The sequence below is a fragment of the Pseudoalteromonas luteoviolacea H33-S genome, assembly GCF_001625695.1.
Classification (GTDB): domain Bacteria; phylum Pseudomonadota; class Gammaproteobacteria; order Enterobacterales; family Alteromonadaceae; genus Pseudoalteromonas; species Pseudoalteromonas luteoviolacea_B.
The window spans coordinates 20,462-40,047 of sequence record NZ_AUXY01000094.1 but is presented as its reverse complement, the minus strand read 5'-3'; the positions used below and the strand labels follow the sequence as shown (position 1 = coordinate 40,047).

Here is a 19,586-nt window from a genome sequence, read left to right as displayed (position 1 = left end):
AATATTTAGGAAACAAGGCCAAGTAAAACTACAAAAGGGACAGTTGATGAGTGTCAAATTATTACATCTTATAGATTGATAAATTAAATCAATAATATAAACACGGAGATTTAAATGATCGATTTAATCAATCGTACATTTAATAAAAAAGCGCTTTGGCAACAAATTATATTAGCCTTAATTTTGGGGCTAATCTCAGGTTTAATACTCTCACCAAAAGGGTTTGGCTGGCTGAACGAACAAAGCGCACAACAAGTTGCACTATGGGTTGCTTTACCAGGTAAGTTATTTTTAGCCTTGATCCAAATGGTCGTTATTCCACTTGTCATGTCCTCAATTATCTTAGGTATCGCTAGCAATCAAGATAGTGAATTTTTAAAAAGGGTTGGCCTGCGGATCTTTCCTTATTTTGTGATAACAACCATCATCTCCGTCAGTATAGGTGTGGTAATTGCGACAGTTATCACACCGGGTGATTTCGTTGACGGTAAGCTTTTAAAAGACCTAGGAGTACAGACAATCGCACTGTCTACGACCGAGGTAAGCGCTTCAAGTATCCCCCAAAGAGTCGCAGCAATGATCCCGGCTAACTTCACTCAATCTGCGCTCGACAAAGATATGTTTGCTGTCGTCTTATATTCAGGCTTTATTGGCATAGCCATGACCTCTTTAATTGCAAAGCAAAAAAGTTTACTACTCGATATCACAGGAGCAGTACAGTCGCTCTCTCTTAAAATCGTTAACTGGGCAATGAAACTAGCGCCTATGGCAGTATTTGGCTTGCTTTGTGATATCACCATAAGAATTGGCGTTGACGCACTTATTGGTGTTTCCGCATATGTCATGACAGTATTATTAGGTTTATTAATGCTGTTATGTGTCTATTTACTGTTGGTTTTTATCATAGGCAAAGTGCCACCATGGCAGTTTTTAACAACCATCAAAGATGCTCAACTTCTTGCATTTTCTACCTCAAGTTCCGCCGCGGTTATGCCATTATCTATGAAAATCGCAGAACACAAGTTACAAGTAAAAAGACCGATTGCACAATTTATTATCCCCCTTGGCGCGACCATCAATATGGATGGGACTGCACTATACCAAGTCATAGCAGCCCTATTTTTAGCTCAAGTATTTGGTGTAGAACTATCACACAGTCAAATCATACTTTTAATGCTAACTACAGTTGGCGCATCAATTGGCTCCCCAAGTACACCTGGGGTAGGTATTGTCATACTCGCGTCAGTATTAACCAGCTTCGGCATTCCGCCTTCTGGTATTGCGCTTATCTTAGGGGTAGATAGAATTTTAGATATGTGTAGAACCACGCTAAATGTCACAGGGGATCTCACAGCATGCCTGTTAATGAACCGGTGGCTAAGTAAAGCAGTGTAGAACGCATCTACACTTGAAAATCTGAGTACCTTTACGGATGCACAGATGCGCCACCAAATTGCTCTGCAAGCGTATTAATGATCTCAATAGGGTCCGTAATGGTACGCTTATCCGGTTGTATTAACACGGGTAGCCATTGCTTATCTTCACCTAACAATTCCACCAACATTTTGCGTGGTTTTGGAAAGTCAATTCGGTGTACTTCAATGCTATCTTCCCAGTGTGAATTAACAGATAAGGCACCTTCAATTAGTGCACAATGTGAACAAATCAACATCTTTCCCGGCCCATCCTCAAATGGCATTTTTAGCACGATCAATTGAGGTTTCATTCGCTACTCCATAACATTAAATAGTTGTAATTATTAAATATAATAGCAAGTGCATGTTTAAAGTTAACGTGAGAATAGATCAATGTGATTTAGCGAGCTTTTATTGACTGAAATAAGCTTTTGCTGGCAAAAGTAAGTGGCCTAAGACTCCATTTGTATCAATATACAAAATCTTAGAACATCTAAATGCTAAGCTGAGTATATACAGTTTCTGCAGACTGCTATAAAGCGCTCTAAACCAACCCATCAAAACACACTAATTCAATGCCGAAGTCCGTATACTAAGCCCTCTAATACACAAAAAATAAGCCCAAAAGATTAAAATGAGCTGTAACGGCCCTCTGATAAGCAAATAGATTGGTCCCCATTGATGACCACCCAAGCCTATGCCATTTATCGCGGCATAAACATTCGCAGGGAAGAAAGCGACAAACATCACAATCGCAACTTTTGCTGCTAAGACTTGAAATTTTGGAATGAACAAAGCAATGCCAACAACAAGCTCAAGTAAGCCGGTCAAATACACCAAGGCTAATCGATATGGGACCCAAGGCGGAAGCATCTCCAACATTCCTTGCGCTTTTACAAAATGCCCAATAAAAAAGAACAAATAAGCTAACCCCAAGCCCCAGCAAGCAAACTTTTTCACGTCAACAGCTCCGCCTTTTGAGCGAGCAATTATATGAGCAATGCAAAGCGGCGTGGTCAACAAAAATAAAATAATAATAGGGGTAACCATAGCTAACTCAATATATGTATGTGCTTGGTAACAGTTGGCAACTTCAGGTATGCAAACCAAGCTTCTTGCATCCATGCGCCATGCTATTTAACGTGATGTATTTAATTGAAGTACTGTCTTTTTTTCAATCATTGTTTTGTAAAAAATACGTTTACATCACCATGTCAACGCATCCGGCTCCAAAGGCGATCGCGTAAATCTTGGAACCTCTCAAAATTATACAAGTACTTGTATAAAATCACATACATGCTAATGTACAAGTACTTGTATAATTTTCAAGGTTTATCATGAGTGCATATTTAGAGAGCTTAGACCAAGCGTTTCTTGCCCACTTTTGTCGACGTTTATCAGACTTGATAAGCGATCAAGGCGCCGCCGCAATACAAAGTTATGGCATTACCACACCCAGTACTGCTATATCCAGCATGTACTTTATAGAGAAAAACAACGGCGTAACCGTCGCTGAACTAGCCGAAGCACTTTGTGTCACGCATCAGATGGCGACACAAAGAACTCATACCCTAGTCAAGCTTGGGCTGATTCGCCGCACACCTAACCCTGAAGACAAGCGCGCAAAAACACTGCATTTAACCGAGCTTGGTAAACAAGAAGTGATGCAGCTAAAACCTCTAACATCGAAGATGACAGAAATATTCACGGAACTCACTCAACAAATTGAATGTGATTTGCTGCAAAAAGTTCGAGAAGCTGAAAAAGCACTCATCGATACACCACTTATGCAACGCCTCGAAGCGTTGGATAAATCCCAGCATTAAAACAAAAATCAAACTACATAAGGATGGCGATATGAGAGCTTATATTTCTTTATTACTTATACTCTTAAGTGGTTGTTCAATTCATACAGAACAAACCTTAAACACGCATTCAATGAACGAAGCATCATCGCCAAACACCGTGCTCACAAAACTAAAATGGCACCATGGAGCTCAAAATTGCGAGACATCCCAATTTACTGCCAATGATATCTATCAGCATGATGCAAGCACTTATATTATTAGACAAAGCAAATGCTTAACATATGAAGCCCCGTTTATATATATTTTGGCCGGCCAGCAAACCATATTAGTGTTAGACACTGGCGCAGTAGGTGAGAGGACTGCGTATAATTTGTATCAAACACTTGAGACTTTGTTAGGTAAGAAACAGCTTTCAGAAAAAGCATTACTCGTCATCCACTCGCACGGGCACAGCGATCACTACCAAGGTGATTGGGCTTTCGAAAACCGAGTGAATTCAACACTTATCAAACCATCAAAGGCGGCGTTACAAGCCTACTTTAAATTTGAAAAGTGGCCTGATGGGCAAGCTACAATCGACCTTGGTGAAAGAGAGTTAACCATTATGCCTACACCAGGCCACCAAGAAGAAAGCCTAAGTATTTATGATCCGCAAAATAAATGGCTATTGACTGGCGATACACTTTACCCCGGATATATCTATGTTAAGGACTGGAATGCATATAAATACAGCATCAATAAGTTGAGTCAATTCGCAAAAAACAACCCAGTAAGCGCAATATTAGGCGCCCATATAGAAATGAAAAATGTGCCAAAACAATATTACCCTATTGGCTCAACGTACCAGCCCAATGAAGCACCGCTGGATTTAAGTGTAGAGAAACTTCACGCTCTCAATAGCGTATTAAAAGCAAATGAATCACCCACTGAGCTGATATTCGATAGCTTTATCATTAAGCCGATGAACTTTTTCCAAAGGACGCTCAGTAATATAGCTAGGTGGTTTCAGGCCCAGTAATATGGCTAAGAAAAAAGCCATGGCTATTTATTAATAGCGATGGTTTATATCTACCAATCAAACTGGCCAGTAAAAATAAGGGAGCAATACCACTATAAGATGAAAAAAGTCTTAAGTGTAACAGGCCAGTCCTTCCCCCCAGCCTGATGGAAAATCCAACTGCCCTACCACTTTTTCAGATTAAAATGTCATAATCAAGAGATATAAAAATCCAGGCAGCAAGAGCCGATACTAAAAATAGCATTATAATAAAAATTAAAAGAAAATAATGAGTGGTACTAGGACTGGCCGTATTTACATGCTTGGTAGAGTCATTGCCACTCTCTTCATCTTGCACATCACCATGCTTTTCTACTGTTTCCTGCCCCTCTATACATGCCTCAAGCTTAGAGTCTTCTTCAATTTCATTTATCATAGACCTTTTTAGCTGCTGCTCAGCTAATAAAGCTTTGTTATATTCAAGAGCCTTATCGTAATCACTGAGTAATGTCAGCATCAACTCACCCGAGTTGACAGTATCATTGGGCAATTTAAATAGATTGCAAACAACACCATCATGTGGAGCCTTGATCTCAAAAAACGCAATATCAGTCTCTATATCCATCAATACTTGGTCTTTAAAAACAGATGTTCCCTCTTTTATAAACACAGAGACGACATTATCATTAGCTACAGGTATTTCTGGTGCAAATAGACATATATTTCCTTTGTCTTTTAATTCGTGATCAACTACATAAACCTCTTCTTTTTCATCAGAGTGGTGCAAGTCATTTTCTGTGCTTTCAAAATCGACTTCTTCAACATCTTCGGTCATAATTTCGATTAAAACAGCACTTTGCTCATGAAACTCGCCTTCTTTCACATATATATTTTCAACAACTCCATTGCATGGTGACCTAAGGTCAAAAATGATCTTATCTGTTTCTACACAACATACTTTTTGATCTCGTGTAACCTCTTGGCCTACTGTCACATAGACCTCTCCTATGTGCGCAGTTTCTATCCCTACAGGTAAACGAGGTACTTTCACTGTCAACATCATCATATCCCTATTTCCCTAATAAATTTAAAAACACCCGTCAATGTAGCTACTAACCAAAAACGAACATGTGAAAGCTTTATCAGTACTATTTCCATGTATCGACTTTATCGCTGACTTTAAAGCCATCTTCGTCAGTTACGATTGTCTATAACGGCACTTTTAGCCGTTAAAAGCGAATATAAATCAGCGACAGAATAGATAAAAATGTTATTCAAGCTGGTCAATACAAATAGGAGAATAATGCAAATAATCCCGTAGCAAAGAGCATCCCGCACAAAAAGGGCTTTATGCTCGATGAGACCTGTGGAGTGTTCGTGGTAACTTCTGTATCAGTGTATGGTTGCGCTGTACTCACCTCACTCAAAATATCAGGCTGTTCTGATCTTTCTTGGGGCATTAAGTCTTTGGCAGTTTCTTCAAAGTTCGTCTGTTCAGGGTTATTTGATTGGGCATCAAGCTCAGCTTGTACATTAACTTTTGCGCAAATTTCTTCAATCGACCGTGATTTAGGCTCTTGTGGAGAGTCAGATGTCCCCTGCGGCTTTTGCACTTGTTCCGCCGTTGTATTAATGGTTTTTTTGGACTCTTGATACATGGTTACTAATAATTCACCTGAACAGATCGTATCGTTCGGCATTTTATTAAACTTGCAAATAACCCCACGATGTTTGGCAAAAATATCAAACACCTCATCGTCAGTTTCAATATCACAAAGCAAATCGCCTTGCTCAACAGTACTCCCTTCTTTGACGTAAATATTCAGAAAATTACGACCTAACTCAGATAAATCTGGGGCTATAATATCGATATTGCCTTGTTCTTTTAATGCATGTGTAATAACACATTCCTGAGCAGAACTAAATGGTATTGCCACATCACTACTTTGCAGCTCTTCTTTTTCGTCTGTCGATAGCTCAGTTAACGGAGTGATAGACATAAGCGCTGCATATTCTTTTTTATAGTCCCCTTCTTTGGTAAATATTTTTTCGACGACTCCGTCAACATATGCCGCCAATTCAAAAATAACTTTATCCGTTTCAACACTGCACAACGAATCGCCAGATTTAACTTGCTGGCCTGTTTCTACGAACACTTTACCAATGTGGGCTTTTTCATTGTCTGATGATAAAATCGGCACTCTTACTTTAAGCGTCATGATATCCCTATCTCCTTCTGATCAAAACTAATACATTGTTCTCTTTTTTACCCATTAACCGAATAAAAAACCAAACAAAAACAATACAAAAGAATTAAATTAAAGACTATTATCCAATAGTTGTATGAATACTTAACTTGGTTTGGGTGTTCTGAAAAAATGATTCGGTAAAGTGAACGAACCGTCATTACAAGCAGAGGCAATAAAGGTTAAAAAAAGCCAATGACAGACGGCATCGGCTTTTTCATTGCTCATATGCTAAAGCATATAAGGGTTTTCACTGCTTTGTGTAGCCCCTTGGGCCTGCGCTGGTAGTCGTTCAATACGTGCTAGGCGTTCCAAAATCACATCAACTTTACGACCAAGCTCCGGATCTAGGGTATTTGATTGCTCAGCCTGTTGCATCAGCGAAGGTAATGCAGTGTTGACCAACTCACTTAGTGCAAGTGCCACTTCATCACTGGGTGTCGCTTGCTGTGCACTCGCCACCTGCTCTCGCAGCTGGGCAACTAGTTGTTCTAACACTGAGCTATGAACTTGCGTTTGTGTACTTAGGTCATCATGATTTTGTTGCATACTCCCTGACACACTTAACAGTTGCTCTGCCGTTTGGTGCTGACTCGACTCAAGCGCCTCTTTTAACGCCACCCCTAATGTATCTTGGCTTTGCAAAAAGTCTCGGCTGAGCCCAGATAAAGCGTCTGCGATGTCCGTCTTTTCAGCAATCAACTTTAATGCATCACTTTGCTGCAACAATAGCTCACTCTGACGCTGGTGATCTGAGACAAGATTTTGCGCTTCTAGTACATTCGCCATATGATCTAGTTTGCTCGAAACACACTCTACTAAAGCCTGCTGATGCCCTTTAGATTGCTCTAACTGCGATTCTTTCAGCTCGTTTTGAGTGCTAAATGCACTTCGTACTTTTGCAAGTTCGTCGACTAACTTTGCAAGTTCTGCGCTTTGGTTTGCCACTACTTCACTGTGTTTTGAAGCGCTTTGCTCTGCACTGCTAATCTGACTGTCTCGCTGACGCTCAATTGCACGGGTGACTTGTTGTAACTGTACCGACAATGCCTCTGTTAAAGCATGTTGAGAAGCGAGTTTATTGTCAGCTCTTTGCGCATCAAGCTGTGCTTGCTCTGAAGAGCGTTGCGACTGGGTATTTAATGCCCCTGTGAGTTGTTCCAATGCCTCATTCACCTTGCTCACCAGTGTGTCAGTCTTACTCACGTCTTGATGCGCTAACTGTTCACTATGCACTTGATTTTGCTTATGTTGTTCAGCCAATAGTTCAAGTAGCTGTTCAAACGATGCTGAAAGTGGCGACTGCTGTGCACTTTGCTCTATCACTTTTGCTACCGACTGTATACTTTGGTTGGCGTCTTGTGCACTGATCGCTTGATTAAGCGATTCTAACAAAGCGGAGTAATTATGGCTTAACTGCTCCTTATCCAACTTTGTTGCAATGCTGGTGAGTGACTCATTGAGCTCACCGAGTTGCTCAACAGCAAGTAATACAGGGCTGCCAGCATCATTGGCTCGATTCAGCAGCGCGTAATCATCTAAGATCTGTTGCCAACGCGCTCGTGTCTGTTCATCCAACGTACCGCGTAGCTCAGCAAGTTTAAGGAGGTTTTCCTCGCTGCCTTTACTGAGTGTTTGCGCCTCACCGCGGTAATGATCTTGAATAAGGTTTTCTAATTCCTCATCATTCATTGCCGCCACCACTTTTTCAGCCATCTTATTCATGTTTCGATAACTGCCTTGGAGCTTAAACGGTGGCTCAATACGATAATCATCGTCTTGCGCTGCGGAGGCAATATACTGGGCATTCACCTTCAATACGGTATTTCTTATCTGAATAAGCTTTTGTAACACAGATACAATTTCATTTGCTTGCGCCTGCGAATAGTTATGCTCCAGCTCGTTTAGAGAGATGTCTTCGCCTTCAGAAATACGCACTAATTTATACAAATCCTGCATGTTACGGTTGGCAAGTGGCGCAAGCACTGCGTTTGAGGTGAGTGCATTTTCAATGAAGCTCATTGCAAACTCTTGCTCACAACCCGATAAAGTGTCACCTAAGTTGTAGATATCGGCACGGTTAGCCAACATATCAGGAATTTTAAAGCTCTCGCCAGATTCTGTGTAAGGGTTACCCGCCATCACAACTGCAAACTTTTTCCCACGTAGGTCATAGGTTTTACTGCGACCATTCCATACGCCATCAATACGCCTAGAGCCGTCACAAAGTGAAATGAATTTTTGTAAGAATTCAGGGTTGGTATGCTGAATATCATCCAAATAGAGCATGACGTTATTGCCCATTTCAAAGCTCTGATTAATTTTTTCAATCTCTTTTGCGGCCGTTGCATTGATCGCTTGGCCTGGGTCGAGTGAAACCTGATCATGCCCAATTGATGGACAATTCACTTTGACAAAGGTTAAGCCAAGTCGATTCGCAACATATTCAATCAGCGTTGTTTTACCGTAACCCGGTGGCGAAATAAGTAACAACATCCCCATTAAATCGGTACGTTTATTATTGCCTGATGCACCAATTTGCTTCGCGAGATTATCACCAATGATTGGGAAGTAAACTTTATCAATCAGCTGGTTACGAACAAACGAACTCAATGGCCTTGGCTTGAATTCATCGAGCTGCAAGCGCTCCTTTTGCTCAACCAAAATATCAGATTTAAGTTCATGATAATGACTAAAGCCACGAACATGTTCAGCCAAATATAGCTCTGTGCGCGCAAAAAACTCTGAGTAATCAAGCGTTAATGCTTGCTCCTCGATACGAATATGTTGCCCAAGAAGCCCATTCACTTGATTAGAGACAGCCACATCTTGCGCGGTGAACTTTGCCATTTTTAGATGCTGTAATAGCACCATATTAGCCGCCTCAATCAGGTTATCGCTACTTACTTCTGTATCATGCTGTTGTCCATATGCATTGAGCCAGCTAGTTGCCATAATGGCTTTGTCTTGTAAATGTTCTAGCGTCTGCAGCGTATCTTGTAGTGAACTTGCAAACCCTTTGCTTCTGGCGACACTGTTAAATTGCTCTGCTAATTTTTTGACCGTATGAGAGGTCGAAAACACAAGCTCTTTTTTACTTTGCGCCAGTTCTTTAATTAAATATTCAGCACTTAACTGCCCAGACAAAGTCGATGTGTAGCCCAGATAACGGTTTAACTCATTGTGTGCAAATTGAGTGATCACCTCGCCAAGTTCAGTGGCTAGCTGTACTTTAAATCGCGCATCCCCTAACAAGGTCTCCATCAACTCAGCTTGTTTAGACTGCTCGCGCCACTTGATTAACTGCTTATCATCGCATTGGCTTGCATACAACTGCGCAACAACTCGCGCGGATATAGGGTATATCAATAAGCCTAACGCCTGCTTTTGGGCCAGCAAGTTTTGTAATATCAAGGTTGCATCATGGTCATGAATGCCCTTTTCATAGCCTTCTTGATATCTAGGCTCAGCAAATTTTTGCACTAATGTGAGCAGTGTGTCCTTACCTCTCGCTGCATTTAACTCATCAAGCGTTAGTGCGTGAGTCGGGTCCGTAGCCGCAGTCAGCACTTGCGCGGCTAAAAACTCTCCACGATATATGTCGTTATTTTCAGAGACCAAATTTTGCTGCCAATAAGGGCGATAAGCCAACAAGGTCTCTCGAATAGTTTTATCGCCAATCGGCTCAAAATACTCAGTGCCAGTCAGATGAAACATCAAGTCTTCGTCACGAGGCAATAGAGTCAGATCAAGTTGCTGCTTGTTTACACCAAAGTGGTGCTTGCCGATTTTGACGGAATTGCCACCATCACTGTATATATCCTGCTTATCACGTAGAGAGCGGATCCCCTGATCTTTAGCTGCTTTTAGCTTGGCTTGAATATCATCCGCTTTAATCTCATCACCCAGCTCTTTAAGCTCTTGCGTCAAACTGCGTAACTTGTTGATCATAGGATCAGAAGCAAAGTAGCTGTTGATTTCATCAATATCAGTGAAATTTTGTGAGCGCCTAGTTACTCCCTGCAAAATACGCTCAGCGGCATTGGCTAAATTCAGCGCTCTGCGCTGCCTTTCATCTATCAGCTGCTGTTTATGGGCTTCGAAGCTTTCATAAACATCATCGCGTTTGGCCATGATCTCAGCAAGATACTCGTCATATTCACTGAATTGAGATTCCAACTCTTCTAACTGAATTAACAAGCGAGAGAGCTGCTCATCACATTGCTCTGGTGTACGTGCATTGTTCAAACTGCTGGTAATACTTTGGCTAAACAGTTTAAAACGCGCTGCAAATTCCGCTTTTGCTTCTACGCTACCAAGGCTTTTACGACGAATTTCAATGCTGGCTTTTGCACGATTAACTAGACCATAAACACCACTGACATCTTCAAGGATCTGGGTTCTAACACGGCTGTCATCGATTTCTAAATCAAGCATGGTGTGATTGAGTAAATCAAGTTCATCACCCAATGCATCTAACTCATCTAAAAACCCATTAAGCTCAGTGACACTCTCACTTTTCTCACTCAAGCCGGTCAGTTCAGCCAACTTGTCATGATAAGGGGCTAAGGCCGCCTCTTTTTGTAAAAATTGCGCCGTCGATTTACTTAGCTCTAAAGTCAGCTCATCTAGGCGTGTTTGCAGTGCTTGCAAAGCGGTAACATCTATATATTTTACCTCTTCCAAGCTAATAATTTTGCCTTTAAGCAGTTTTAGGGCTTCAAGACCTGTGACAAACTCAGTGGCCAACTTAAAGCTATCAGGGCGAATATCCTTAGTCGTCGCCTTATATTCTTGCTCAATGTCCGCCAATGCTTTTTTGGCGGTTTCCTGTATTTGGCTGACCTTCTCAAACTCATCCAAAACCTGCTCAGAGGTTTCAAATATCTCATGCAATTGGGTATTGAGCGGAGCAAAATCAGGCTCTATCAGCCAGTGATATCTATCTAAGATACTGCGTGTTAACGAGATCAAACTTTCATAGTGAGAAACATTGGGGTTTTGCTCACTGATGGCCTTGCAGACACTGTATAAATCTGAAATACCGCGCACCAAATCTGGGTTACCAATTTTACCCAGCATGCTGCTTGGTGTAGGCGCATTGGCCGCAAATTCTACAGAACAAAATGGACTGTCCCAAATCTGAATTGGATGAACGCGCTCAGCTTCTTCTTTTTCGGCTTTAAAGGTGATGGTTAAACCATCTTCATACACACCATAGCCATGACAATAGATTGGGTTTTGTAGATTTTTCTCGATCAGATTATAAGCAAATAGTGCGTAGCGTCCTTCGCTTGGCTCATAAAAGACATATAATACATCTTCGCCGTTGGGCGATTTTATCTGTTTATGAAATTCTAAGTTTTCAATGTGATCTTCAAACGAGCGAGTTTGTCCTGATTGTAAATAGTAACCACCTGGAAAAATAATACCGTGATCATCAGGAAGCTGTACGCACGCATCAGAAATCGCATCTTGGCGGATAACTTTTTCAGTTACACAGTTAAAAATATAATAGCGCCAAATTTTTTCCCGATAAGGCAGTACCTTAAGTAAGATGATTTCGCCAAGTTTGGCATATTCAACCTCACAGTCTGCCAGAGATTGATTTTTATCATCAACTGGCTCTGCATAAATTCCTTCGCCACTTTCAGTGTTGTTCTCAATTTTAATGGTGAGATCGCCACCGACTGTTTCAACAAAGACGGTATCCAGAATATTGATGTGCGGATGGCGGCCCTCTTCATGATCACTGCGGTCAGTTTTGACCCACTCAAAATCATAATCCTGATCCGTATTTAAATCTCGTTCGCCGCGGTTATCTATGTAATCGAGTGTATTATCAGCTGCGATTTCCCAGCGAAATACACGTACATCAGTGAGTTTGTCACCGATTTTAAATAGCGCAAAAAGCTTTCCGTTTTGCTGAAACAAATGCTGTAGGCAGGTTTCTTTGTAGTAAGTATATAATTCGTCAAAATCTCTTAAAAAGCGTTTATCTGTGAGAAACTTCGTCTCATTTGGATAAGCTTCTACTTCGTAATGGTCATCTTGCTGAACCAGTTTTTGAACGCTAAAGACGTCGCCTACTTGAGTATTCTTTTTCATTCCCAAGAATACGTTATAGGCGAAAATAAGTTTGTCACCGATGAGTACGATATCGCGTGGTATGCAATTGTGCTCTGTTCTTACTCTCGCTCGCCCTTTGACTTTAATCTCGGTGCTACCAAATGTATCAATACGATTTTTATTGAGTGAGTCAATGTCTGTGCGCAGCTGAGCACCAGAGTTGCTCAAACGACGCTTGATCAAATCATAAGAGCCTTGCTCCAGCGCGGCATTATTTGCAGAGTCAGTCATAGTCTACTGTCCTGTTGTACACGGAAGGTAAATAGAAAGGTAAGAGCATGCGTATCTACATGCTCTTTTTAAGTCATGTCACTCAGCGCTTAGCTTTGTTCGTTCGACTCAACTTGCTTTGCACTGCCATTTAGCGTGCTACCAAGTAGCGCCAAAAGCTGTTGCTTTTCTGCATCACTACTATTACCTAACTGACTAAAAAACTTGCTCATAGCCACGTTTTTCATTGTCTCTGACGAGGCATTCGCACCGCTTAATACGCCTTTTAGATCATCCATGATGTTTCTCTCACCATTTAAATGATCTTTAAACAGCGTTTGAACCGTGTCACTCTCACCGACTAAGCCATCAATCGACTTACCCAACGTGATTGCCTTCATGAACTGATCAAAGAACTGACCATCGCCACCCATGATGTTGATATCTGCACTGCCTAGCGTTTTTGAAAGCACTTCTGACTGGTGCGCGGCAATGTCTTTTTCTGCATCCAACTTAGCAAGTGTCAGCTCTTTTTGCTGATTTAGCTGTAAAGTAAAGCCTTCATAATCTCTTGCTGACTGATCCATCGCATTGAGCGCCTGTAACTTCTCTTCTAGACCTTTCGCTTCAGCTGACATTCGACGCTCAAGTGTCAGTGCCTCTGCTTCACCTTGTTTCTCAATTGCTTCAGCCATTGCAGATTGAACTTCCGCATCGGCAAAGCCAATATCACGTTTACCTTGTGCTTCCGCCGTTAATTTTTGCTGCAATACTTGTGCTTCCGCTTCGCCTTGCTGTGCATTGGCTTGCGCTTTCGCTTTGATCACTTCCGCTTCGGCTAAACCTGCCGCCGCTTTTTCTGCTCGCTCAGCTTCAGCCAGTACTTTTTTCGACTCAGCAGTCTGGTTTGCAATACGTAGCTCAGCTTCAGCCATCTTTTCAAGCTCTCTCGCTTTAAACTCTGATGCCTGCTCTTGTGCTTTAGCCGCTTCAATGTCTTTAACAAGCGCTTCTTCTGCCTCTGCTTTGGCTTTGATCACAATGGCTTCTTTTTCACGCTCCGCTGCCGCTAATGTCTGAACATCTTTGATGCGCTCTTGCTCTTCAGCTACCGTTTTATCAACTGCGACTCTGTCACGAACCACTTCCGCGATTTCTTTGCGTTCAACTTCAAGTGCTTTTTCTTTGTTAATACGCATGATTTCCGTTTCTTTCTCACGCTCAATCACTTCAATCTCACGAGAACGCGCCACTTTTTCTTCTTCAATAGCCAGTACACGCAGACGGTTTTGCTCTGCAATATCAATTTCACGCTGCTTATTTTGCTCTGCTATTTCAATCGCTTCATCAGCTTTTAAGCGTGCATCTTCAGACTTCATGCGCTCTTCTTGCATCACGCGCTCAGCTTCAGCTTCCTCTCTGGCGCGTACCGTTGCAATTTCACGTTGCTGCTTGGCTTTAGCATCTTCTTTTTGTCGCTCAATTTCTAATGACTTTTCAAGCGCTGCTTGGTTTTGGATGTCTATCTGTGCTCGCTCATCACACTTTAGTTGGTTGGTTTGAACATTTTGCTCAGCAGTTTTTTCAGTGATGCGACGGATCCCTTCTGCATCCAAAATGTTGTTTTCATCTAATTTATGAATAGACGTTTGTTCAAGATAATCAATCGCAACATCTTCCAATGTATAACCAGATAAGTCCTGGCCAATCACCTCTTTGATTGCATCTCTAAACTGATTACGATGGGTAAACAACTCCTCAAAGTTCATTTGCTTACCCACTGTTTTCAGTGCTTCGGAGAACTTAGCTTCAAAGAGCTCTTGCAGGGTCTCAGGCTGCGAGGCGCGGGCACAGCCAACTTGCTTGGCAACACGCAAAATGTCCTGCTTGTTCTCATTCACACGAATATAAAAAGTAATGGCAATATCTGCACGAATGTTATCTTTACAGATCAAGCCACTGTTTTCTCGACGCTCTAATACCATGCGTTTGGTTGAGATATCCATCACTTCCATTTTATGGATAACTGGGTAAACAATTCCCCCTGTTGTTGTGACATCCGGCTCATTCTTCATTTTGTTAATAATAAGCGCATGCCCTTGATCCACTTTTCGATAAAACTTCCCGACGATTAAAATAATCGCAAAAATAACGGCGATCACCACGCCTACGATTGTTAAAATTGGTCCTAGATTATCTAAAAATTCCATGTGTATTCCTAAATGTTTTAATTATTCCAATCCTTGGCTAACTCGCGTTTTCACATCTACTAACCAAGGTATAAGTTCACTATGCGCCATCATGGCTATTACTACAGAAATTCGATGTTGATGGTTAATGTTATTGATTCGGTACTACCAGGGTTTCTCTACCACTAAATAGCTATTTTTATTCGCATCATGCTCAATCAAAAAGCCTGTATCTCCAAGAGCAAAAAGCCCTTCTTCATCCGCTCTGACTTCAATCAGCTGTTCTGTACCTTGGAATTGCACTTTTGCTTGACCAAATTGAGAGGTCACTTTACTTGTCGCTATCACACATTCGAGCCCAATAAAGTCATTTTTGGATGCCGCCTCTTTACTATCAAAAAATCGACGAAGCGGTTTGATAAGGATGGCAGTTAGAGGGATAGACAGCACAAAGCAGCCAAGCATCATGGCAGCACCGAGCAAATAAAACATCACACCATCACCCAATGCGTAAGCAAATAACTGATGGGCATAAAAGCTTGCCACCCAGCTAATCAGTACCACAAAACTAATTGAGATGGTCAGTGGAACACCGCCAAACCCCATCTGTAAAAAGGAATCACCACCGCCATCGACATCCAGCTCTACATCCCCTTCTAACAGGTCAATATCGGCAAAACCGAGCAGTGCAATCAGCCAAAAAACCATGACAATAAGCAATAGCGTGGTGAATACCACGGTAGGAAACGTAAAAATAGTATTGAGAAAGTCCATAATCGTATTAATTCCTATGAGTTAAGGGCCATCAAACCACACATACTCTTTTATTGGGCTATTTACTGTCCTTTACATGTTGGATCAGTAAGTCTGCAACTTTTTGCTTTACCATGCGCTTATCTCCATCTGAGATCCCAAAACGCTGCGCCAAAAGTACAATTTCATCATCACTCAAATTAAAACTGAGTCTTTGACGCGTTTTTTTGGATTTTATTTCTAATCCCAAAATACGTCGTATCATGTCAGAAGGGGTAAGTTCCTCATCTATCGCGCTTTTTTTAATAAACTTTTGTACTTCAGAGCTTAAGTCAAAAGCAAGTTGAGTCGCTCTAACCGCCTTTTCTTGCTTTTGCCAAGTTTGCTTATTGTCACTCATCAATATTACTTATTTTGCTTTGCGCGAATACGAGCGAGCACATCTGCGCCTTTTGTCGCCTCTTCACCGATGCCAGCTGCACGCATTTTGTCATGCAGCGCTTTGTCGCTATTTTCTTCCGCTAGCTGTTGCGCAGCATCAAGTTGATCTTGCTTATCCATTTGACGTTGCCTAATACGTTCTAATGACTGCTTAGCCGAGGCCATCGAGGAGTCGCCCGAGGCCATAGTGTCGTTTACTGCCATTGTTGCTTTTTGCACACTTTCAGTAGTTTTCACCATGCTCAATTGACGTTGGTTTTCAACTATGGTCTTTTCTGCTTGTTTAATTTGCTCTTTAAGCTTATTTACACTGGTGGTGAATGTATTAAGTACTTGTTGCTGCTCTGTTTTTTCTTGCTCAAAATGCGCTATCTTTTCTGCAATCTCAAGTGCTAAAGCTTCTTCGTCTTTATCTAAGGCTTGCGCAGCATAAGTTTCATGTTTGGCGATGTCTTCATCCAAAGATTTTATGGCTCGTGTCGTTTGGATCTCTTTTGCCATCACTTCTGTGAGGCTACGCTTGGCATCACTCAATGCAGCCTGTGCATCTCTGATCTCTTGTTCAAAAATACGGATCGCATTGGCATCAACTATCCCTTCGCCAACTTCATTGACCCCACCTTTAACCGCAGTAAATAGTTTTTTTAAAATACTCATGGCTAATACTCCTTATTATTCGCTTAGGTAGTCACTAATTGCTTCTAGCGCATCAATTGAATTGGCAGATAAAGTGACTATTTCGTGGCCCAGCTGTTCTAATGTTGAATTAGTAGACAGCGCACCAAAAATTGCATATTTATCATCAATTTTGGCGAATGCACTCAATGGCATTGGCACGTTCAGACGCAGTAACGTATCGTTTAGCTCTGCATGTTTGTCTGCACTGATCTCTTGTTCTGTGAACAAATAACAGATACAAAGAATTTGCTCTTCTGTGCGGGTGACAAAAATGGGAAGTTCATCATTGCCATCAACAATTATTTGTAGGACTTCTTGTCCAACATTGTTGATGAAGAAAGACTCGAAACTAGCACCTTCAGTTTCATACTGAGAGAGTTTAATTGAAAGCTCATTTAATTCCATGTAACAGATTCCTTATGTCAAAGCAGCGTTCATTTTTTAAATAAAAGCCAGACTGTTTGTATGAGTTACATTCTTAGACTTGCACGATATGACATATTATGTCAACTGCATATTTGAAATAAATGCAAAAATAATCGTTTATTTTTAAATCTAAAAAACGCAAAAATTAGTACTTTATCACTAAAAAACTTGACTATTTATAACAGTAATTTTGGCTGAGGTAAAATTAACATATTTATATATAACAGTAGGTTGAGAATCAGGAGAGGATGTTGATGAAATTAAATGAAAACAAGTGCACAAAGAGACTTTATGCACATTAAACAGCACCTGTTGTGAACAGAAAAAAATAACTTTTTACAGGTATCAAAACGCTCAGTATTTATCTAGCTTGGCCCTAAGGTTATTTTTCACAGCTGGCCATTCATGTGACAATATCGAATAAATCACAGTGTCTCTTAATGAGCCATCGGGCATAACTTGATGACTGCGTAAAATACCATCCAATTTAGCGCCAAGGCGTTCAATCGCTGTACGCGAGGCTTGATTAAAAAAATGTGTCTTGAACTCAAGTGACAATGCACCTTTCGTCTCAAAAAGATAGGAAATCAGTAAATACTTACATTCGGTATTGACGCCCGTTCTTCTAACTGAGTCAGAATACCATGTATAACCGATTGAAGCCCGACGATGCTGTTCTTTCACATCATAAAAGCGCGTTGTTCCAACCACTTTACCATCGTGCTTAGTTTTGACGACAAAAGCCATTTCCCCACGTGCTAACCCTTTTATGGCTTTTTCCACATAATCTTGCATATCTTGTGGGGCTGGTACTGATGCATACCAAAGCTGCCAACTTGTGCCATCACTGACAGCATCTCTCAACTCTTCACAATGCAATAATGACAAAGGCTCTAGTACAACTAAGTCCCCTTCAAGTGCACCACTTGATAACCACATACTACGACTCCTTTACTAGAACAAATTTGAGGGGATTATAAGTCATTAAAAAATTAAAAGTTTAATTTGTAGATATAATTAATCGATACGAATAATCTTCCTCTCAATATGCTTATGTTGAGAAGGGACCCAAGATTGGTAAACAAATTCATAATAGGCAAGTTGATCGGTGTTATCCAGTTCATGGCTGACATATTGTAAAGCTGTACTTTGATATACTTTATCACTGCGAATAGCATTCCATCCATCTGCTACCAAAGTATCAAACTCATCTCCCTCAGGCTTCCAAAGTATCCTTTTTATATCCAGCGTCGAGCACTTACTTCCTATCGCCAGCTTTTCATGCTTCACTAACTTTGATCTGTTAATACTTTGCTCTAAAACTTGCTCTTTCCCAGCTTCTAAGTGCATATTATCTAATTCACTTAGCTGGATCACAGAAAAGTCTCGTATGATTTGAGATTGAAGTAATTGGAAAATATCTTCAAAGGTTTGCCCTGTGCATTTCGTGACATCACTCAGCACATTAAGTAACTGTTCATCAGGCATACTCTTCTGCGAGATATAGATACCATAATCTGGATCGTTAAAGATAATAAATTCAAATTTGGCGCACTTTCCAATAGTTGTTAGATTAATATCACCGCTTGGATACAAGCTGGCAACTAAAAATTCATCAAAGCCCTGCATAAATGTCATCAAAAAATTGCCGGATTCTAATGATTTGACGGCAATAATATAATTGGACTGCACAAAAGAGCTGCTTTCATTTAGGTTTTTTGCTGACTTATTTTTGTAGTAAATACTGTATTGACTATCTTGCATTATAGCATCTTACCTTCTGTGCTGAGCGTTCATACCCATCTTCACACAACCGTTTAACAATACCGTACAGCATATAAAATGCGTTATTCATATTAATAATAATGGTTAAGTGCTAGAAGCGAATATATGACGCTTTGTATTTTTTGTTTAGTTATTAATCTAAATCCAAATACCTATAATGTAAACAAAAAATTTACATTATAGGTATCGTATTTATATCAATAGATAGATGAGTAATAAGCAAACATCATCTTAGAGGTAGGCTATGAAAAATGCTTTATCAGTTTAACAATGCAAAACGCATATTAAACACGCCATCTGTTACTTCTTCGATTTCAATAGCAGCAGAATGTCTATATAGGTTAAGCTGAGTTAACAATCTTGTACGATCTTCTTCAGAAGTAACATCCTCATCTAAAAGTAGAGTTGCATTGATATAGTGCTTGTTCGACCCATCTAAATCACGAGTCTCTGAATCCCGATCTTCATATTTTATTTGGTCTATTAATTTACGTTCCATAGCACATCTT

Annotated in this window: 16 protein-coding genes; 3 read left to right on the top strand and 13 right to left on the bottom strand. The window is 40.7% G+C overall.

Going from position 1 to position 19,586, the window contains the following annotated elements; translation table 11 throughout:
- Positions 1 to 114 precede the first annotated feature (114 nt).
- Positions 115 to 1,395 (top strand): dicarboxylate/amino acid:cation symporter, encoded by a 1,281-nt coding sequence (locus N477_RS18875; RefSeq protein WP_063360568.1) that lies wholly within the window; start codon positions 115 to 117, stop codon positions 1,393 to 1,395.
- Positions 1,396 to 1,426: 31 nt separating this feature from the next.
- On the opposite strand, the gene N477_RS18870 is transcribed toward N477_RS18875, so the two are convergent.
- Positions 1,427 to 1,726 (bottom strand): DUF3088 family protein, encoded by a 300-nt coding sequence (locus N477_RS18870; RefSeq protein ID WP_063360567.1) that lies wholly within the window; start codon positions 1,724 to 1,726, stop codon positions 1,427 to 1,429.
- Between the two features lie 256 nt (positions 1,727 to 1,982).
- Positions 1,983 to 2,540: a hypothetical protein gene (locus N477_RS18865; RefSeq protein WP_231098052.1), complete on the bottom strand. Its 558-nt coding sequence runs from the start codon at positions 2,538 to 2,540 to the stop codon at positions 1,983 to 1,985.
- A 212-nt stretch (positions 2,541 to 2,752) separates the two neighbouring features.
- Here N477_RS18865 and N477_RS18860 point away from each other — a divergent pair, with 212 nt between their 5' ends.
- Positions 2,753 to 3,241, top strand: a complete 489-nt coding sequence (locus N477_RS18860; RefSeq protein ID WP_063360566.1) for a MarR family winged helix-turn-helix transcriptional regulator — start codon at positions 2,753 to 2,755, stop codon at positions 3,239 to 3,241.
- 31 nt (positions 3,242 to 3,272) lie between these two features.
- Positions 3,273 to 4,241 carry an MBL fold metallo-hydrolase gene (locus tag N477_RS18855; protein ID WP_063360565.1) on the top strand — a complete coding sequence of 323 codons (969 nt, stop codon included), beginning with the start codon at positions 3,273 to 3,275 and terminating at the stop codon, positions 4,239 to 4,241.
- Between the two features lie 175 nt (positions 4,242 to 4,416).
- Here N477_RS18855 and N477_RS18850 read toward each other — a convergent pair whose 3' ends face one another.
- From N477_RS18850 to N477_RS18800, 11 genes are all read right to left on the bottom strand, one after another.
- Positions 4,417 to 5,286: a biotin/lipoyl-containing protein gene (locus N477_RS18850; RefSeq protein WP_081216348.1), complete on the bottom strand. Its 870-nt coding sequence runs from the start codon at positions 5,284 to 5,286 to the stop codon at positions 4,417 to 4,419.
- A 217-nt stretch (positions 5,287 to 5,503) separates the two neighbouring features.
- A complete protein-coding gene (locus N477_RS18845) occupies positions 5,504 to 6,439 on the bottom strand; it encodes a biotin/lipoyl-containing protein (RefSeq protein WP_063360563.1) in 936 nt (311 codons plus the stop codon).
- A gap of 258 nt (positions 6,440 to 6,697) precedes the next feature.
- Entirely contained in the window at positions 6,698 to 12,826 is a 6,129-nt protein-coding gene (locus N477_RS18840; protein WP_063360562.1) for a DNA repair ATPase, read from the bottom strand.
- A gap of 89 nt (positions 12,827 to 12,915) precedes the next feature.
- Complete coding sequence (locus tag N477_RS18835; RefSeq protein WP_063360561.1) at positions 12,916 to 15,015, bottom strand: SPFH domain-containing protein; 2,100 nt, start codon at positions 15,013 to 15,015, stop codon at positions 12,916 to 12,918.
- Positions 15,016 to 15,159: 144 nt separating this feature from the next.
- A complete protein-coding gene (locus tag N477_RS18830; protein WP_063360560.1) occupies positions 15,160 to 15,768 on the bottom strand; it encodes a DUF1449 family protein in 609 nt (202 codons plus the stop codon).
- Between the two features lie 58 nt (positions 15,769 to 15,826).
- On the bottom strand, positions 15,827 to 16,147 hold the full coding sequence (locus N477_RS18825; protein ID WP_063360559.1) for a hypothetical protein: 321 nt from the start codon (positions 16,145 to 16,147) through the stop codon (positions 15,827 to 15,829).
- Between the two features lie 5 nt (positions 16,148 to 16,152).
- Positions 16,153 to 16,845: a PspA/IM30 family protein gene (locus N477_RS18820; RefSeq protein ID WP_063360558.1), complete on the bottom strand. Its 693-nt coding sequence runs from the start codon at positions 16,843 to 16,845 to the stop codon at positions 16,153 to 16,155.
- Positions 16,846 to 16,860: 15 nt separating this feature from the next.
- Positions 16,861 to 17,271, bottom strand: coding sequence for a YjfI family protein (locus tag N477_RS18815; RefSeq protein WP_063360557.1), 411 nt, complete (start codon positions 17,269 to 17,271; stop codon positions 16,861 to 16,863).
- A 375-nt stretch (positions 17,272 to 17,646) separates the two neighbouring features.
- Complete coding sequence (locus N477_RS18810) at positions 17,647 to 18,231, bottom strand: GNAT family N-acetyltransferase (protein WP_063360556.1); 585 nt, start codon at positions 18,229 to 18,231, stop codon at positions 17,647 to 17,649.
- 78 nt (positions 18,232 to 18,309) lie between these two features.
- Positions 18,310 to 19,056, bottom strand: coding sequence for a hypothetical protein (locus N477_RS18805; protein WP_063360555.1), 747 nt, complete (start codon positions 19,054 to 19,056; stop codon positions 18,310 to 18,312).
- 280 nt (positions 19,057 to 19,336) lie between these two features.
- Positions 19,337 to 19,576 carry a hypothetical protein gene (locus N477_RS18800; protein ID WP_063360554.1) on the bottom strand — a complete coding sequence of 80 codons (240 nt, stop codon included), beginning with the start codon at positions 19,574 to 19,576 and terminating at the stop codon, positions 19,337 to 19,339.
- Positions 19,577 to 19,586: the final 10 nt, after the last annotated feature.